The 15966-nt window shown below is 63.3% G+C and carries 16 protein-coding genes and 1 pseudogene; 8 read left to right on the top strand and 9 right to left on the bottom strand.

Annotation, left to right across the window (positions count from 1 at the left end; translation table 11 throughout):
- Positions 1-2 precede the first annotated feature (2 nt).
- The 3 genes from EN804_RS27130 to EN804_RS27140 form a co-directional block, all read right to left on the bottom strand.
- On the bottom strand, positions 3-1238 hold the full coding sequence (locus EN804_RS27130; protein ID WP_135882806.1) for a putative DNA modification/repair radical SAM protein: 1236 nt from the start codon (positions 1236-1238) through the stop codon (positions 3-5).
- Between the two features lie 87 nt (positions 1239-1325).
- Positions 1326-2711: a glutamine synthetase family protein gene (locus EN804_RS27135; RefSeq protein WP_127278010.1), complete on the bottom strand. Its 1386-nt coding sequence runs from the start codon at positions 2709-2711 to the stop codon at positions 1326-1328.
- 32 nt (positions 2712-2743) lie between these two features.
- Entirely contained in the window at positions 2744-4123 is a 1380-nt protein-coding gene (locus tag EN804_RS27140; protein ID WP_135882807.1) for an aspartate aminotransferase family protein, read from the bottom strand.
- 151 nt (positions 4124-4274) lie between these two features.
- Here EN804_RS27140 and EN804_RS27145 point away from each other — a divergent pair, with 151 nt between their 5' ends.
- Entirely contained in the window at positions 4275-4727 is a 453-nt protein-coding gene (locus EN804_RS27145) for a hypothetical protein (RefSeq protein ID WP_135882808.1), read from the top strand.
- Positions 4728-4742: 15 nt separating this feature from the next.
- On the opposite strand, the gene EN804_RS27150 is transcribed toward EN804_RS27145, so the two are convergent.
- The 4 genes from EN804_RS27150 to EN804_RS27165 form a co-directional block, all read right to left on the bottom strand.
- A complete protein-coding gene (locus EN804_RS27150; RefSeq protein ID WP_135882809.1) occupies positions 4743-5717 on the bottom strand; it encodes a WD40 repeat domain-containing protein in 975 nt (324 codons plus the stop codon).
- A 97-nt stretch (positions 5718-5814) separates the two neighbouring features.
- On the bottom strand, positions 5815-6342 hold the full coding sequence (locus EN804_RS27155) for a GNAT family N-acetyltransferase (protein ID WP_135921755.1): 528 nt from the start codon (positions 6340-6342) through the stop codon (positions 5815-5817).
- Complete coding sequence (locus tag EN804_RS27160; RefSeq protein ID WP_027142795.1) at positions 6339-6617, bottom strand: DUF1778 domain-containing protein; 279 nt, start codon at positions 6615-6617, stop codon at positions 6339-6341. Before EN804_RS27160 ends, EN804_RS27155 begins: the two co-directional genes overlap by 4 nt.
- 80 nt (positions 6618-6697) lie before the next feature.
- Complete coding sequence (locus EN804_RS27165) at positions 6698-7759, bottom strand: GTP-binding protein (RefSeq protein ID WP_135862446.1); 1062 nt, start codon at positions 7757-7759, stop codon at positions 6698-6700.
- A gap of 408 nt (positions 7760-8167) precedes the next feature.
- Between EN804_RS27165 and EN804_RS27170 the strand changes: the two genes are divergently transcribed.
- Positions 8168-8638 (top strand): MarR family winged helix-turn-helix transcriptional regulator, encoded by a 471-nt coding sequence (locus EN804_RS27170; RefSeq protein ID WP_127278016.1) that lies wholly within the window; start codon positions 8168-8170, stop codon positions 8636-8638.
- Positions 8639-8650: 12 nt separating this feature from the next.
- Here EN804_RS27170 and EN804_RS27175 read toward each other — a convergent pair whose 3' ends face one another.
- Positions 8651-9520 (bottom strand): AraC family transcriptional regulator, encoded by an 870-nt coding sequence (locus EN804_RS27175; protein ID WP_135882811.1) that lies wholly within the window; start codon positions 9518-9520, stop codon positions 8651-8653.
- A gap of 53 nt (positions 9521-9573) precedes the next feature.
- Here EN804_RS27175 and EN804_RS27180 point away from each other — a divergent pair, with 53 nt between their 5' ends.
- From EN804_RS27180 to EN804_RS27200, 5 genes and pseudogenes are all read left to right on the top strand, one after another.
- Positions 9574-9981 (top strand): DUF2000 family protein, encoded by a 408-nt coding sequence (locus EN804_RS27180; protein WP_127278018.1) that lies wholly within the window; start codon positions 9574-9576, stop codon positions 9979-9981.
- Positions 9982-10174: 193 nt separating this feature from the next.
- On the top strand, positions 10175-11059 hold the full coding sequence (locus EN804_RS27185) for a DMT family transporter (RefSeq protein ID WP_189524577.1): 885 nt from the start codon (positions 10175-10177) through the stop codon (positions 11057-11059).
- A gap of 65 nt (positions 11060-11124) precedes the next feature.
- Positions 11125-12147: a LacI family DNA-binding transcriptional regulator gene (locus EN804_RS27190; protein ID WP_127278020.1), complete on the top strand. Its 1023-nt coding sequence runs from the start codon at positions 11125-11127 to the stop codon at positions 12145-12147.
- On the top strand, positions 12144-13127 hold the full coding sequence (locus tag EN804_RS27195) for a 2-hydroxyacid dehydrogenase (protein ID WP_135921756.1): 984 nt from the start codon (positions 12144-12146) through the stop codon (positions 13125-13127). Before EN804_RS27190 ends, EN804_RS27195 begins: the two co-directional genes overlap by 4 nt.
- Before the next feature lie 86 nt (positions 13128-13213).
- Positions 13214-13617 (top strand): annotated as a pseudogene (locus tag EN804_RS27200) (hypothetical protein).
- 1 nt (position 13618) lies between these two features.
- On the opposite strand, the gene EN804_RS27205 reads toward EN804_RS27200, so the two are convergent.
- Entirely contained in the window at positions 13619-14392 is a 774-nt protein-coding gene (locus EN804_RS27205; protein WP_135882814.1) for a gamma-glutamyl-gamma-aminobutyrate hydrolase family protein, read from the bottom strand.
- A 262-nt stretch (positions 14393-14654) separates the two neighbouring features.
- Between EN804_RS27205 and EN804_RS27210 the strand changes: the two genes are divergently transcribed.
- On the top strand, positions 14655-15764 hold the full coding sequence (locus tag EN804_RS27210) for a TRAP transporter substrate-binding protein (protein ID WP_127278183.1): 1110 nt from the start codon (positions 14655-14657) through the stop codon (positions 15762-15764).
- Positions 15765-15966 lie beyond the last annotated feature (202 nt).

Consider the following 15966-nt stretch of genomic DNA (forward strand, 5'->3'; position numbering starts at 1 on the left):
GGTCAAAACAGCGCCAGTTGTTCGCAGGATTGCACGATCTGGCCGCGCAGGCCGGCCTTGTCGGTCAGCGCGCCTGGTGACCACCCTTCGGCGATGATGAAGGGCCGTAGCTTGGCGATCGACTGGCAGAGCCGCCCGACATCTTCCAGCCGCATCCGCCGGTGCCGGCGGGTCTGCAGGATTTTCGTCACCACCTTGGTGCCGAGGCCGGGCACTCGCAACAGCGTCTCACGGTCGGCGCGGTTGATGTCGACGGGAAACTGCCCCCTGTTGCGCAGTGCCCAGGCGAGCTTGGGATCGACGGCAAGGTCGAGCATGCCGTCGCTGCTGCCAGCCAGGATTTCCGGCTGTGAAAAGCCATAAAACCGCATCAGCCAGTCGGCCTGGTAAAGCCGGTGTTCGCGCATCAGCGGCGGCTTCTGCAAGGGCAGGGACGATGACGAATCCGGGATCGGGCTGAAGGCGGAATAATAAACGCGCCGCAGATGGTAGCTGCCATAAAGCCGGGCGCTGGTGTGCAATATGCCGTCGTCGGAGGTCTTGTCCGCGCCGATGATCATCTGCGTCGACTGGCCGCCCGGCGCGAAGCGTTCGCGCTTTTTGGTCCGCAGCGTCGGCTCGGCCTTCTCCTCCATCTTCCGGCGCAGGTTGGCCATCGAGAGCCGGATTGTCTCCGGCCTCTTTTCCGGCGCCAGCTTCTTCACGCCCTCGTCGGTGGGCAATTCGATATTGATCGACAAGCGGTCCGCATAGAGCCCGGCCTTCTCCACCAGGTCCGCCGAACTCTCGGGGATGGTTTTGAGATGAATATAACCGGAGAATTTTTCCTCCAGCCGCAGCCTCCGCGCCACCTCGACCATTTCCCCCATGGTTTCATCAGGCGAGCGGATGACGCCCGAGGACAGGAAAAGGCCTTCGATATAATTGCGCCGGTAGAAATCCATGGTCAGCTTCACCACCTCGTCGATGCCGAAGCGGGCGCGCCGGACATTCGACGACGAGCGGTTGATGCAATAGCTGCAGTCGTAGATGCAGAAATTGGTCAGCAGGATTTTCAGCAGCGAAATGCAGCGGCCGTCCGGCGCGTAGGAGTGGCAGATACCCATGCCTTCGGTGGAGCCGATGCCGCCGGACTTCAGCGAATCCTTTTTTGCGGAGCCCGATGAGGCGCAGGAGGCATCGTACTTGGCGGCGTCGGACAGGATTGCCAGTTTTTCACGGATGGTGAGAACGCTCATCTGTTCATGATATGTTCTGATCGATCATCACGCCATCTCATTTGATGGTGACGGCGAAAAAGTGATCGCCGCCGGGTCGCCCAGCCGTCAGACTTCGTGCAGGTAGAGGTGATAGTCCAGTTCACTGACCGTGCGGGCCACACGCAGGTATTCGGACTGCTTGATCGCAACGAAGGTGCGGTGCAGGTCCTCGCCGAGCGCGCCCTTTAGGAAACTGGACGCCCTGGCCGCTTCGATTGCCGCGCGCCAATCGGCTGGCATCGTCGTACGGGTGACGGCAGCCTCATAGCCATTGCCGGTCGTTTCGGGGCCCGGATCGAGCCCTTCGTCGAGGCCTTTGACGATGCCGGCGAGCACCGTCGCGGCGATCAGATAGGGATTGGCGTCGACGCCGGACGGCCGGTGCTCGATGCGCCGGTTTTTCGCATCGCCCGCCGGCACGCGCAGCGCCACCGAGCGGTTGTTGACGCCCCAGGTCGGCGCCACCGGTGCGTAGGATTGCGAGACGAAGCGGCGCCAGGAATTGGCGTGCGGCGCAAACACGAGCATCGATTCCGCCATGGTCTGGATCAGGCCGCCAAGGCCACGCAGCAGCGGCAGCGACCAGTTCTCGCCGGTGGCTTCCGAAAAGACGTTTCGGCCATCCTTGTCCTGCAGCGACACGTGGAAATGCATGCCGGAGCCGGCATATTTCTCGATCGGCTTGGCCATGAAGCAGGCGGTGACACCGTGACGGCGCGCCTGCGCCCGCACCAGCCGCTTCAGCATGACCAGATCGTCGGCCGCCCGCATCACGTCCTTGCGGTAGTTCAGCGTCAGCTCGTACTGGCCAGGCGCATATTCCGAGATCACCGTCTCGGCCGGAATGCCTTGCGCCTTGGCGGCGGCGTAAATGTCGGAGAACAGCGGCTCCATGCCATGCAGATGGTCGACGGAATAGACTTCGGTCTTGCCCGAGACGCGGCCATCGAGCACCGCGCGCGCCGGCTGCACCTTGCCATCGGCATCACGCTCATTGGCCAGCAGAAAAAACTCGAGTTCGAAGGCGCCGGCCGGATGGAGGCCCTTGGCAGCCAGTATGTCGACCTGCCGGGCGAGCGCCAGCCGCGGGTCCGACGACATTGGCTGGCCGTCGAGATGATACATAGCCATCAGCACCTGGCCGCGCGGCGGGTTCGTACCGTAAAGCGGCACCAGCGTGCCGGGAATCGGCCAGGCCCGGAGATCGCCGTCGCCGCTGTCCCAGATCAGCCCGGTTTCGTGCACATCCTCGCCGGTGATGTCGAGGCCGAGGATGGAGATCGGCATATGCCGGCCGCCTTCGAAAATGCTTTTCAGCTCATGCCGGCGCACGATCTTGCCGCGCCCGACGCCATTGGCGTCGGTCAGCACGATATCGAAGGCCTCGATCTCGGGATGGGCGTCGAGGAAGGCTTGCGCCTCGGTGGGCGTCGAGCCCGAAGGTGAAGTCATGATGGAACTCGGGTTGGCTTGAGGGGCTTGTCTCATGCCGCAAGCTTTGCCGCAACCGCGCCAAAGGCGCTGATCAGCCGGTTGACCTGGGCACCTGACGTCGCCGGCGAGATCAGCATCATGTTGTGGAAGGGTGCGATCAGCACGCCGCGATTGACCAGCGCGACATGGATGGCGGCTTCGAGTTCCGGCGCATGCGCACCCTCCGCCTCGGCGCCATTGCGCAGCGGACCGGGCGCGCAGATGAACTCGACACGGGCCCCGACACGGGCGACATGCCAGGGCAGGCGGTAACGGTCGATCACGCCGGTCAGCCCGGCATCGAGCCGGCGCGCCAGATGATCCATGCGGTCGTAATTCTCCTGCGTCATCACCTCCTCGAGCGTGGCGCGCATGGCGGCGAACTGCAGCGGGTTGGCCGACAGCGTCGTGCCCATGCCGGAATAGCCAGGCTCTTTCGTCCTGTTGTAGTCGGCATAGCGCGAAGCGACTTCATCGCTCATGCCCCAGACGCTCGCCGGCACGCCGCCGGCAATCGGCTTGCCCAGAACGAACAAGTCCGGCTCCAGCCCATATTTCCTGGTGTAACCGCCCGGGCCGGTCGAGATCGTATGCGTCTCGTCGATCAAAAGCAGCGTGCCGGCAGCACGGGTCAACTGTCGCAGCGCCTCGTGGTAGCCGGGATCGGCAAGCACCATGCAGGAATTGGTCAGCACCGGTTCGGCGATGACGCAAGCGACATCCCTGTCGTTGAGCGCGGCTTCCAGTGCGGAGACATCGTTGAACTCGATGACCTTGGCCGTGCGGGTCAGGTCGCGGAATTCGCCCGCCAGTCCTGGCCGGTTGACCTGGATACCGTCGATCAGCCGCACCATCGTCTCGTCCACCGAGCCGTGATAGCAGCCATTGAAGACCAGGATTTTCTCTCGTCCAGTGATGGCGCGGGCGACGCGCAGCGCGAAGCGGTTGGCGTCGGTCGCCGTCGTCGCGATCTGCCAGAACGGCAGGCCGAAGCGCTGCTGCAGCAGCGGTCCGATGGCCAGCGCATCTTCGGATGGCAGCATATAGGTCAGGCCGCGCCCGGCCTGGCGGCGAATGGCGCGTGCCACTGCCGGCGGCGAGTGGCCGAACATCGAGCCGGTGTCGCCGAGGCAGAAATCGTCGAGCCTGTTGCCGTCCACGTCGGTGATCGTGGCGCCCCTGGCGCTGTCCACCAGGATCGGAAACGGCGTCGGCCAGTCATTCATCCAGTGCATTGGTACGCCGCCGAAGAAGCCGGGCAGGCCGTTGCCGACCTTGGCCTGCGATTTCGGCCGCGCCTTGCGGAAGGCAGCCCCTTCCGTCTCACGCAAGTGCGCGATGCGGTCGCGGCTGATTCCGCCGATGGTCTTTGAACTATCGCTGCTGTGCATGAAAACCCCTCTGGCTCATTCCTCTTAGCCAATCCACCTCCGCAACGGCAATTGGCCGTGCGTCTGTTCTGCATTGGCTCAGCCCTTGCCGGCGGCGCTTGACGCTCCGTGCGAAGTCGGCGCCAATGTGGACGGCAATTGGGCAAGGGAAATGCGGACGATCATCTGCGTGACGATACTGTTCCTGTCGGCCGGCACGGCGTTCGCCACCGGCGGCATCTGGTGCTCCGTCGATGATCCACTGGTCAAATTCCAGGTCGATGCCGGCGTCACCACCGGGATGGGCGGCCCGACCTTCAATTTTCGCGGTGATCTCGAAATCAAGGCAAGGCCCGCCGGCGATCAGCTGCGAAAGACCATTTTTGAGAACTCCAACCTCACCCAGTACTGGCTGGACAACAAGGAACTGCGGCTGAACATCTACCGCGAGCAGGAGGTGGCCAAGACCTACAGTTCGGTCGAACTGACGATCCTGACCAAGGCCAGCGACGAAGGCGTCTATGATGGAAACTACAAGCTCGCCGTCTATGACAGCACGGCCGACAAGGACAGCGATGGCAAGCCGGTCGATCTGACCGGCAAGGTTTCCTGCGGCGCCGAGTAATCCGCTGGTTCGAAACTAGGCAGTGATGTCGATGACGCCGCAGTCGCCGGCGGCACTGCCGAAGGCGACGCGGCGTTCTTCCTTGTCCCACATCATCGCGGTGATGGCGCCCTTGCCCGGGCGCCGCAAAAGCACTTCCTTGGCGTCGGAAAAGCGCACGGCCATAACCATGCCGTCATCATAGCCGACGGCGACGACATCCTGGCTCGGGTGGCAAGCAACCGCCGTCACCATGGTGTTGCCGCGCGTGCCGAGTTCCAGCGGCGCCTTGCCCATCGGCCCGTCCTTGGCCGAAAACGGCCAGACGATCGCCGCCGGCGCGCCGGAACTGGCCAGCCACTTGCCTTTGACGCTCCACGACAGGCTTTTGACCTTGCCGGGATAGCCGCTCATGCGCATGTGCTTGCCGTCGGCGAGCTTCCAGCCATGCAGGGCGTTTTCCTGCATGGTGGTGACCAGAAAGGCGCCGTCCGGCGAGAAGGTGATGCCGGTGTGCGCGCCGGCCCATTCGAGTTCCACCGGCTTGCCTTCGGCGGCCGGGAAATGCAGCGTCGCGCCATTGTAGCGGGCGACGCCGAAGCGCATGCCCTTGGGCGAGAAGGCCAGCCCCTCGACCGAGCGCGGATGGGCAAATTCCCGGATCTTGCCATCGGCGAAGCGCACGAAGGCCGTCTTGCCCGTGGCATAGGCGATGGCGCCTTGCGGCCCGGCGGCAACGCTGGTGATCCATTTCTTGCCGGCGCTCGCCACCTCCCGGGTCTCACCGCCGGCTTTCACGGCCAACACCTTGCCATCCTCGCCGCCGGTGATCAGCCGGTCGTTTGCCGCGTCATGGAAGGCCGCAAGCAGCCCATCATTGGCCTGCACGGTCTTGTGGCCATTGTCGAGCCGGTGGATAGCGCCATCGGCCAGCGCGAAATGCGGCACATCGCCAAGGAAGACGGCGGCGACGCAATGGCCTTCGAGATCGAGCGGGGCGACAGTGGGCATGATTATCTTTGTTCAGCTAGATGACAGTACAGAGGCGGCTTACTCGACGTTTGCGGTTCCGGCAACCGGAGGATCAGCGAAGTGCGAGAGGCTGTCATCAAAGCAGCCCCTTCGCCCGCAGATCGGTTGCGAACGTCGCCAATGGCATCACCAGGGTCAGATTCGATCCTTGGAGGCGCTCGGCTCCGTAGCTGGCATACCATCTTGCGGCCCGCTCGCTCTTGGCATCGATCATGAGCAGGATTCCGCCACCTTCGCCGGCCAGTCGCAAGCAGCGCAATGCCGCGGCGGCAAGCAGCTGACTTCCGAGCCCCTGTCCGGCGACTCTGCGGTCGGTCGCCAGCCGGGCAAGTTTGAAGCCGGAAACCTCGTGCCGCGCCAAACCTCTCGTCATCGCCTCGGGCACGGCTTCATGAGCAACGGCTGAAGGTGCGATCGTATAGAAGCCGAGGATCTGCTCCAAAGCCGCATCGTCGATCGCACAGAAGGTCTTGGCGGCATTTTGTTCGTGGCTTTGCCGCGCGTACCGCCGCAGAAAATCGTTCATCTGCGGATCGCCGCAATCGAACGAGGCCCGATCATGGCGTTTCGCGATCGGCTCCTCGTGCCAGGACGAAAGTGTCACAGAGTATCCGGCAAGGCCGCGATCGCCGCTCGGAGCTTGGCATTTGGTTTCGGCGGGTTCTCCAACAGGTCGAGTATACGTGTGAAATCGCGGTCGGATACTTTCGCAACCTCGGCTGCTTCGATTACCGCCTGTGCTTCGGGAACCACCTTGTTGAGAATGAAGTCGGTAACGTCCTGATGAGACAGTGCGGCAGCGCGCGCGATCATCGCCTTCTGCGCAGGCGCGATGCGGATTTGATAGCGCTCAGTTTTATTGTCTGCCGACCTGGGCATCGGAAATCTCCTCAAACTCATGTACACATCCTATGTGTACATGAAGTCGACATCAACCCTTCAAGATCATCAATACGACTTTACGATGCCTGGCAGGCGTCAAAGCTCTTCTTCAGCCGTTCGGCGTCGAGTTCGCGGCCGATGAACACCAGCCGGCTCTCATGCTTTTCGCCGTCTTTCCAGGCCCGCTGGTGGTCGCCCTCGATGATCATGTGCACGCCCTGGATGACATAGCGCTCGTCATCGCCCTTGAGCGCGATGATGCCTTTCAGCCGCAGGATGTTGGGGCCTTCCATCTGAGTGATCTTCTCGATCCACGGGAAGAATTTCTTCGGGTCCATTTCGCCGCCGCGCAGCGACACCGACTGCACCGTCACGTCATGGATATCGGACGGATGCGCGTGATGGTGGTGGTCGTGCCCATCGTGGTCGTGATGATGATGGTCGTGATGATCATGATCGTGGTCATGGTGATCATGGTCGTCATGCGCCTCGAGGAAATGCGGGTCGTTTTCCAGCGCCCTGGACAGGTCGAAGGCGCCGCGGTCGAGCACTTCCGACAGCGCCACGCCGGCGCGTGTCGTGCGGTGGATCCTGGCTGCCGGATTGATGGCGCGGATCGTCGCCTCGACCTTGGCGAGTTCTTCGGGGGTGACGAGGTCGGTCTTGTTAAGCACGACGACGTCAGCGAAGGCGATCTGGTCCTCGGCTTCCTTGGAATCCTTGAGCCGCAGCGGCAGGTGCTTGGCGTCGACCAGCGCCACCACTGCATCGAGCTTGGTCTTGGAGCGTACGTCGTCGTCCATGAAGAAGGTCTGCGCCACCGGCACTGGATCGGCGAGCCCGGTGGTTTCGACGACGATGGCGTCGAAGCGGCCGGGCCGCCGCATCAGGCCTTCGACGACGCGGATCAGGTCGCCGCGCACCGTGCAGCAGACGCAGCCATTGTTCATCTCGTAGATTTCCTCATCGGATTCCACGATCAGCTCGTTATCGATGCCGATCTCGCCGAATTCGTTGACGATGACGGCGTAGCGTTTGCCGTGGTTCTCCGACAGGATGCGGTTGAGCAGCGTAGTCTTGCCGGCGCCGAGATAGCCGGTGAGAACGGTTACGGGAATCTGCGTCTGTGCGTCGCTCATGGCTTGCCTCGAAATGACTGGGCCCTGAAATCCAGGCCGCGAAAAGGGATTGTCGGTTCCATATAGGATGTGCGCCGGGTTTTTGCACGGGCAAACCATCGGCCAAAAGACCGGCTGGGATTCGCCCTGATATCGTGGCCGCGAAAAGCCGTCGCCGCCCCCGGCAATGGAAGATCAAGGAGACGTCCTGTCCGAGGCCGCCGGTCGTGGGATCGCAGCCGCAGCGAATCCGTTCCCCGCCAAACTAGTTTGTCATCTAACTGAAATAAACATCTGGCATCACCACGGCGGACACCGCAATGCTTGCCGGCAAAGCTGTTTCGAATGCCGGAATCTTTCGATCGTCGATTGCCAACCGGCCGGCTGCGTCTATGCTGTGCGCACCGGTACGGCCGAAGAGGGATGACCATGGCCAAGGCGGACAAGACTGCAACGATGAGCCGGCTGCATTCAGCGGCAAGGCTGGCAAGGACCGCGCTGGCGGCACGGCTCCTGGCACATGGCTTCTACGCCGGCCAGGACCAGATCATGCTGGCGCTGGACCGTGAGGACGGCCAGACACCGGGCAATCTCGCCGGGCGTCTCGGCGTGCGCCCGCCGACCATCACCAAGACCATCAACCGGCTGCAGGCGCAGGGTTTTCTGGAAAAACGCGCGTCGGAATCCGATGCCCGCCAGGCGCATATCTTCCTCACCGATACCGGCCGTGAAACCATCCGCGCCATCGAGAAGTCGGTGAAGAAGACCGAAAAGCAAGCGTTGAAAGGCCTCGACAAGAAGGACCAGAAGGCGCTGTTCAAGCTGCTCGCCCGCATCGAGGCCAACCTCTCCAATGAGGAACTGGTGCTGATCGACGACGACGCCGAGTCGGACGACTGATCTCTTCGGCAATCAGGCTGCCGCGGCAGCTCCGTGGATCAAGGACGACCAGCGTCCCGGTGTCATGCCGAACGCTTTCTTGAATTGCCTGTTGAAGTGGCTCTGGTCGCTGAAGCCGGCTTCGATCGCGATCTGCGCCAAGGGCTCGCCGGCGGCGATCATCCTGCGTGCGCGCTGAAGCCGGCGCATCACTAGGAAACGATGCGGACTGGTCGAGAAGGCCGCGCGGAAATGTCTCGACAGGGCATAGCGGTCGAGACCCGTGACGGCTTCCAACTCACCCGAACGCACGGGCCGGTCGAGGTTTTCCGTCAGATACTGACGCGCCAGCGTCGCCGCCCGCCGCGCCGTCCCGGCTATCGGCTTTGCCGGCTGGCCGGCGTGCCGGGCCAGGCTTTGCATCAGCTGCGCCAGGAAGTCGTCGACGAACAGCTCGTCGAGTTCCTGCTCCAACGGCCCGAGCGCCGAAAGCAGCGTCGCGCAGAAGGCATCGTCCGTCACCACCCCGTCCCTGACGAACGGCAGCGCCGTGCCGCCGAGGCAGTCGAGCATCAGTGAGGGCTCGAGATAGAGCATCCTGTAGCACAGGCCTTCCTCGGTGCCCGCGCCGCCATCGTGCAGTTCGTCGGGATGCAGCACGATGACCTGGCCAGGCAGGCTCAGCCGTGCCGCGCCGCGATAGCGGAAGGTCTGCACGCCGCGCAGCGTCACCCCGATCGCATAGGTGTCGTGGCGATGCGGATCGAAGGCGCTGCCGTGAAACCGGGCCTCGATGCGCTCCATCCCGGCGGGATCGGGAGCCGAGATGATGCAGTTTTCAGCGGCATCTGCGCACAAACGTCCAAGACCCTCGAAGGCCTGGCTGCCTAGATCGTGCGACATCGTCTCCTTCACAGCCTCGCTATCGGGGCCTAACCTCGAATGGCCATTTTGTCATGTTCGATACGAAATTTGCAATCGTACTGCGAGAAGACTTGCCCGTCTGGCAGAAACTCAACGTCACCGCCTTCCTGACCAGCGGCATCGTCGCGCAATTCCCCGACATCATCGGCGAGCCCTATCGCGACCGCGCCGGCAATCTCTACAATCCGCTGTCGATCCAGCCGGTTATCGTGCTCTCGGCCGACCAGGCGACGCTCGGTGCGATCCACCGGCGTGTGCTGGAACGCGGCGTGACGACCTCGCTCTATGTCGAGGAGATGTTTTCCACCGGCTTCGACGCCGCCAACCGCGCCGTGTTTGCCGAATTCGCGCCCGAAGACGCCAAGGTGGTCGGCATCGCGCTGCGCGCCGAGAAGAAGGTTGTCGACAAGATCACCAAGGGCGCCCGTATGCATACATAGCGCCCGCGGACTAAGCCTGGCGGCGGCTGTTGTTGTACCAGCGACCCCAGGCGCGGCAGCGGGCGACAATTGGCTTGCCGGCAAGCGACAATTCCCGCAAAGGTGGGCTCCAGCCCAGCTTTTCCCCGGCCTGCACGTGAATCCTTCCCAAAGACAGTCAGAAAGCGCGACGCCGCCGGTGGCGATCCTGTGCATGCTGACCACCTATGTCTTCTTCACCTTCCTCGACACCTCAAGCAAATATCTCGTCCTGGCCGGCGTCTCCGTCCTGATCGTCGCCTGGGTGCGCTTTGCCGTGCATGTCGTGCTGGTTGGGGCGCTGCTGCGGGGCTGGCGCGAGCCGGCGCGGTTTCGCCCGGTCAACCTGCCGGCGCATGTGATCCGTGGCGCCTTCCTGTTCGGCTCGACCATGTTCAACGTCCTGGCGCTGCGGTCCCTGCAGTTGGCCGAGACGACGTCGATCTATTTCTTCGGGCCGATGGTGATCACCGCCCTTGCCGGCCCGCTGCTCGGCGAATGGGCCGGCTGGCGGCGGTGGCTGGCGATTCTGGCCGCTTTCGCCGGGGTTTTGATCATCACGAGGCCAGGTGTCGGCGTTTTCGGCATCGGACATCTTTTCGCGCTCGGCTCGATGCTGTCGAACTGCTTCTATGTCATCATGACGCGCCGCATGTCGGCCACCGAGACCTCGGAAAGCCTGGTCCTGTTCTCGGCGCTGGCGCCGGCGGTGCTGCTGTTGCCCATGCTGCCGTTTTCCTTCTCCTTGCCGCACGATGGCTGGCACTGGTTCGTCCTGCTCATGCTTGGCGTGTTCGGCGGCGTCGGCCACTGGCTGCTGGTCCAGGCCTATCGGCGGGCAACGACCACGGCGCTCGCCCCCTATCCCTATTCGCAGATGGTGTGGATGATCATTTCCGGCTGGCTTGTCTTCAAGCAGTTCCCCGACCGCTGGACGCTGGTCGGCGCCGCCATCATCGTCGCCAGCGGCCTCTACATCGTCCATCGCGAACACCGGCTTCGGCTGCGCAGCCGCGCCGCCTCGGATGTCGAGGCCGAGGCGCTGGCAAAAAAACTTTGATTTGGCCCCGATCGATGGCATAAGGCCGCCCTTAAACAGTTTAAAAAACGACGGGGAGCGAAAGCCTGGCACAGAAGATCAAGCTGTCGACGATCGCGGATGCGCTTGGCGTGTCCACGGCCACCGTGTCGCTGGCACTGCGCGACAGCCCGCTGGTTGCCGGCTCGACGCGCGACCGCATCAAGGAACATGCGCGCGCCATCGGCTATATCTACAACCGCCGCGCCGCCAGCCTGCGCACCTCGCGCTCGGGCATTGTCGGTGTCGTCGTGCACGACATCATGAACCCGTTCTTCGCCGAGATCCTGCGCTCGATCGAGAGCGAGCTCGACCGCAGCCGGCAGACCTTCATCCTGTCCAATCACTATGATCAGCTCGAAAAGCAGCGCACCTTCATCGATACGCTGCTGCAGCTCGGCGCCGACGGCGTCATCATGTCACCGGCCATCGGCACGCCCGCGTCCGACATCGTCATGGCTGAGGAGAACGGCCTACCGGCGGTGCTGATCGCACGCACCGTCGAGGGCGCCGACGTGCCGGTGTTTCGCGGCGACGACTCTTATGGAACAGGCCTCGCCACCAACCATCTGATCTCGCTCGGCCACAAGCGCATCGCCATGATCGGCGGCACCGACCAGACCTCGACCGGCCGCGATCGCTACCAGGGCTATGTCAACGCCATGGAGGCGGCGGGGCTCGAAGTCAGATCGTCCTGGCGCATCGCCGGTCCGCGCACCAAGCAGGCGGGTTTCGAGGCAGCGGGGCAATTCCTGGCGCTGAAGGACAGGCCGACCGCCGCCTGCTGCTGGAACGACCTCGTCGCCATCGGCCTGATGAACGGCATTGCGCGCGCCGGCCTCGTGCCGGGCATCGACATCTCCGTCACCGGCTATGACGATCTCGAGGAGGCGGCGATCGCCACGCCGGCGCTGACCACCGTCTGGAACGGCCAGCGCGAGGTTGGCCGCCGCGCCGCCAGCGCGCTGCTCGACAAGCTCAACGGCCAGACGGTGCGACCCTCGCAGGAATTGATCAAGCCGGAACTGCATGTGCGCCAGTCGACCGGCAAGCCGGTGGAGCGTGCATGACCAGGGCCGAAGATCTGCAAGCCGTTGCCATTCTGGTGCCGGCGGATTTCAGCGGCCATGCCGCCGATCGCATCGACCGGACATTCAGGCGCGTCGGCATCGAGCGTACCGATCCGGCGCTGGTCACCGAGGAGATGCGCCGCACCGTACGTGGCATCGCTTCCTTTGCCGGCATCAGCGCGGCGATGATGGATGCGTTGCCAAATCTCGAACTCATCGCTTCTTTCGGCGTCGGCTACGATTCCGTCGATGTCGGCCATGCGGCGGCGAAGAACATCATGGTCACCAACACGCCCGACGTGCTGACCGAGGAGGTCGCCGACACCGCGATCGGGCTGCTCATCAACACGGTGCGCGACCTGCCGCGCGCCGAGACCTGGCTGCGCGACGGCAGTTGGATGCGCAAGGGCAACTATCGCCTGAGCCGGCTCACCTTGCGCGCGCGCCGCGTCGGCATTTTCGGCATGGGCCGCATCGGGCAGGCCATTGCCCGGCGGCTGGAGGCCTTCGGCCTGCCGGTCGCTTACCACAACCGGCGTCGTGTCGAAGGCCTTGCCTACCAGTACCATCCGACGTTGAAGGGCTTGGCCGAGGCGGTCGATACGCTGATTTCGGGGGCGCCCGGCGGAGCTTCGACGCAGAAAGCGGTCAATGCCGAGATCCTGTCGGCACTCGGCGCGAACGGCGTCTTCGTCAACATCGGCCGCGGCAGCACGGTCGACGAAGCGGCCCTCGCGGCCGCCCTTGCCGACGGCACCATTGCCGCCGCCGGGCTCGATGTCTTCGCCGACGAGCCGAATGTTCCCAAGGCGTTGCTCGACTTGCCAAACACCTCTCTGCTGCCGCATGTCGGCTCGGCTTCGGAGCACACACGCCGCGCCATGGCGGATCTCTGCGTCGACAATCTGGTGTCCTGGTTCACCGAGCGCCGCCCGCTGACGCCGGTGCCGGAGACGGTCAATGTGAAGGCTCGCCCTTGAGCGGTCGGGCTGCCATATTTATTAACGTCTGCTTAACCCTTTGAAATCATTCTTCATCCTGTCTGTATGCATGGGTGAAGATCAGTATGAAGGCGCTTTCCGCGGTAATCGCAGCCGCAGCCTTGGTTGGCGGCGTTCAACTGTTTCATGACGGCAATGGCGAAAGCGTCGCCCTAGAGGCTACGCCGTCCAACACCTACAGGCTGGTCGCCAATGGCGACGAGGGGGCCTGCGCGGTCACGCGCGGCGCCTCGGTCTCGGAGGCCTGTCGCTGTTGACCGTGGCGCCGAATTGCCAACGGCTCCTGCCAGGCATCGAGCAGGTGAAATTCTGGCGCCAGCAAAACGACGGAACGGTCGCCTTCAGTGCCGACGGCGTCGATCCGATCGTCACCTTTGCCGTGGCTGACGGCGATGGCTACGAATCCTATGCCCCGGCGCTACCGTTGTTGTCGCTCGCGGCGGATGGTGACTTGAAGCCGCGAGACTGAACTACTCCGCCGCGGCCCGCGCGCCGGCTTTCGCAGCGGCGTGCAAACGCACCGCATCGCCGAAGGCGCGGAAAATCTTGGCGGAATTGCTGTCCGACTTGACCCAATATTCGGGATGCCACTGGACGCCGACGGCGAAGGCACGGGCGCCCTTGACCGAAACCGCCTCGACCGTGCCGTCGGTGGCGACAGCCTCGATCTCGAGCTTCGACCCCAGCCGCTCGATCGCCTGGCGATGCAAGGAATTGACCTTGATGTCGCCGGCACCGAACACGCCGGCCAGGCAACTGCCCGGCTTGATCGAAATGGTCTGGTGAATGGCGAAGCGCTCGTCCTGTTTGTCGCTCATCGCCGCACGGTGGTCCAGCGATCCCTCGCGCTCCTGGATCTCGGTGCCCAGCGTACCGCCAAGCGCCACGTTCAGCTCCTGAATGCCGCGGCAGATGGCGAGCAGCGGCACGCCGCGCTCGATCGCCTTGCGGATCAGCGGCAGCGTCGTGGAGTCGCGCGCGGTGTCATAGGGGCCATTGGCTTCGCTGGCATCGCCGCCATAGAGCGAAGGGTCGACGTTGGATTTCGAGCCGGTGAGCATGACGCCGTCGACCGACGACAGGAGTTCGTCGAAGTCCAGCCGGTCGCCGAACGAGGGCACGAGCAGGGGGAAAACACCGGCACCCGCGATCGCCGCTTCCAGATATTGTTGCGGCGCGGCATGCCAGGTGTAGTTGTCGAATTGACGGACGTCGGTCGATATGGCGACGAGCGGCTGCTGCATTTTGGGTCTGTTTTCCATCTGGCAAGGAATGTCCTGCCCTCAAAATAGGCGATGTCAGGGCATTTTTCCATGCCAAGTTTCAGCGTGTCGCATAGGCCACGAAATCCACTGTTAGACTATAGTTGCAGGCCCCCATGGCCCCGTCGCCAAATACGGTGGCCGTGCTGGACTCGACCCCCTGCCTGTGTATTGTTTCGCCAGCCGATGCGGGTACGGAGGATGTCTCCGGCGTCGGTCTGTTGATCCAAAAGGGAGGAACTGCATGGATCGTCGTTCATTCATCCGCAAGGCCGGCGTGACCGGCGTCGGTGCAGCCGCAGCGGCGGCCACGCTCGCCGCACCGGCCATAGCCCAGTCCAACCCCAAGGTGACATGGCGGCTGGCGTCGTCCTTCCCGAAGTCGCTCGACACCATCTATGGCGGCGCCGAAGTGTTCTCCAAGATGCTGTCTGAAGCCACTGACGGCAATTTCCAGATCCAGGTCTTTGCCGCCGGCGAGCTCGTCCCTGGCCTGCAGGCCGCCGACGCCACCACGGCCGGCACGGTCGAGGCCTGCCACACGGTGGCATATTACTACTGGGGCAAGGATCCGACATGGGCGCTGGGTGCCGCCGTGCCCTTTTCGCTCAATGCGCGCGGCATGAATGCCTGGCATTATCATGGCGGCGGCATAGACCTGTTCAACGAGTTCCTCGCCACGCAAGGTCTGTTCGGCCTACCGGGCGGCAACACCGGCGTGCAGATGGGTGGCTGGTTCCGCAAGGAGATCAAAACCGTCGCCGACCTCTCCGGCCTCAAGATGCGTATCGGCGGCTTTGCCGGCAAAGTGGTGCAGAAGCTCGGCGTCGTGCCGCAGCAGATCGCCGGCGGCGACATCTATCCGGCGCTGGAAAAGGGCACCATCGACGCCGCTGAGTGGGTCGGCCCCTATGACGACGAGAAGCTCGGCTTCTACAAGGTCGCGCCCTATTACTACTATCCCGGCTGGTGGGAAGGCGGCCCGACCGTCCACCTGATGTTCAACAAGGCGAAATACGAAGAGCTTTCGCCGACCTACAAGTCGCTGCTGCGTACATGCGCCCAGGCCGCCGATGCCAACATGCTGCAGAAATACGACTACGTGAACCCTCCGGCGGTGAAGCGGCTGGTGGCCGGCGGCGCCAAACTGCGCCCGTTCAGCCAGGAGATCATGACCGCGTGCTTCGAGAAGGCAAACGAGGTCTATGCCGAAATGGAAGCCTCGAACGCGCCCTTCAAGAAGATCTGGGAATCGATCAAGGGCTTCCGCAAGGAGCACTATCTCTGGGCGCAGGTTGCCGAATACAATTACGATACCTTCATGATGGTCCAGCAGCGCAACGGCAAGCTGTAGGGTTGAGCCTTGTCCCTTCTCCCCGTCACTATACGGGGAGAAGGTCCCGGTGTCCGAACCGGATAGATAGGTAACAGAATGGACCGATAGCATGGGTGACAGTTTTCTTGTCCGCCGGGAGGACCGGCGATGGTTTGGCGAGAAACTGGGATCATGGACGAGCGGCTACGGTTTGTTGTGGATTGCCTTTCGGGTGAAGAGA

This window comes from Mesorhizobium sp. M8A.F.Ca.ET.161.01.1.1, assembly GCF_004792105.1.
GTDB lineage: Bacteria > Pseudomonadota > Alphaproteobacteria > Rhizobiales > Rhizobiaceae > Mesorhizobium.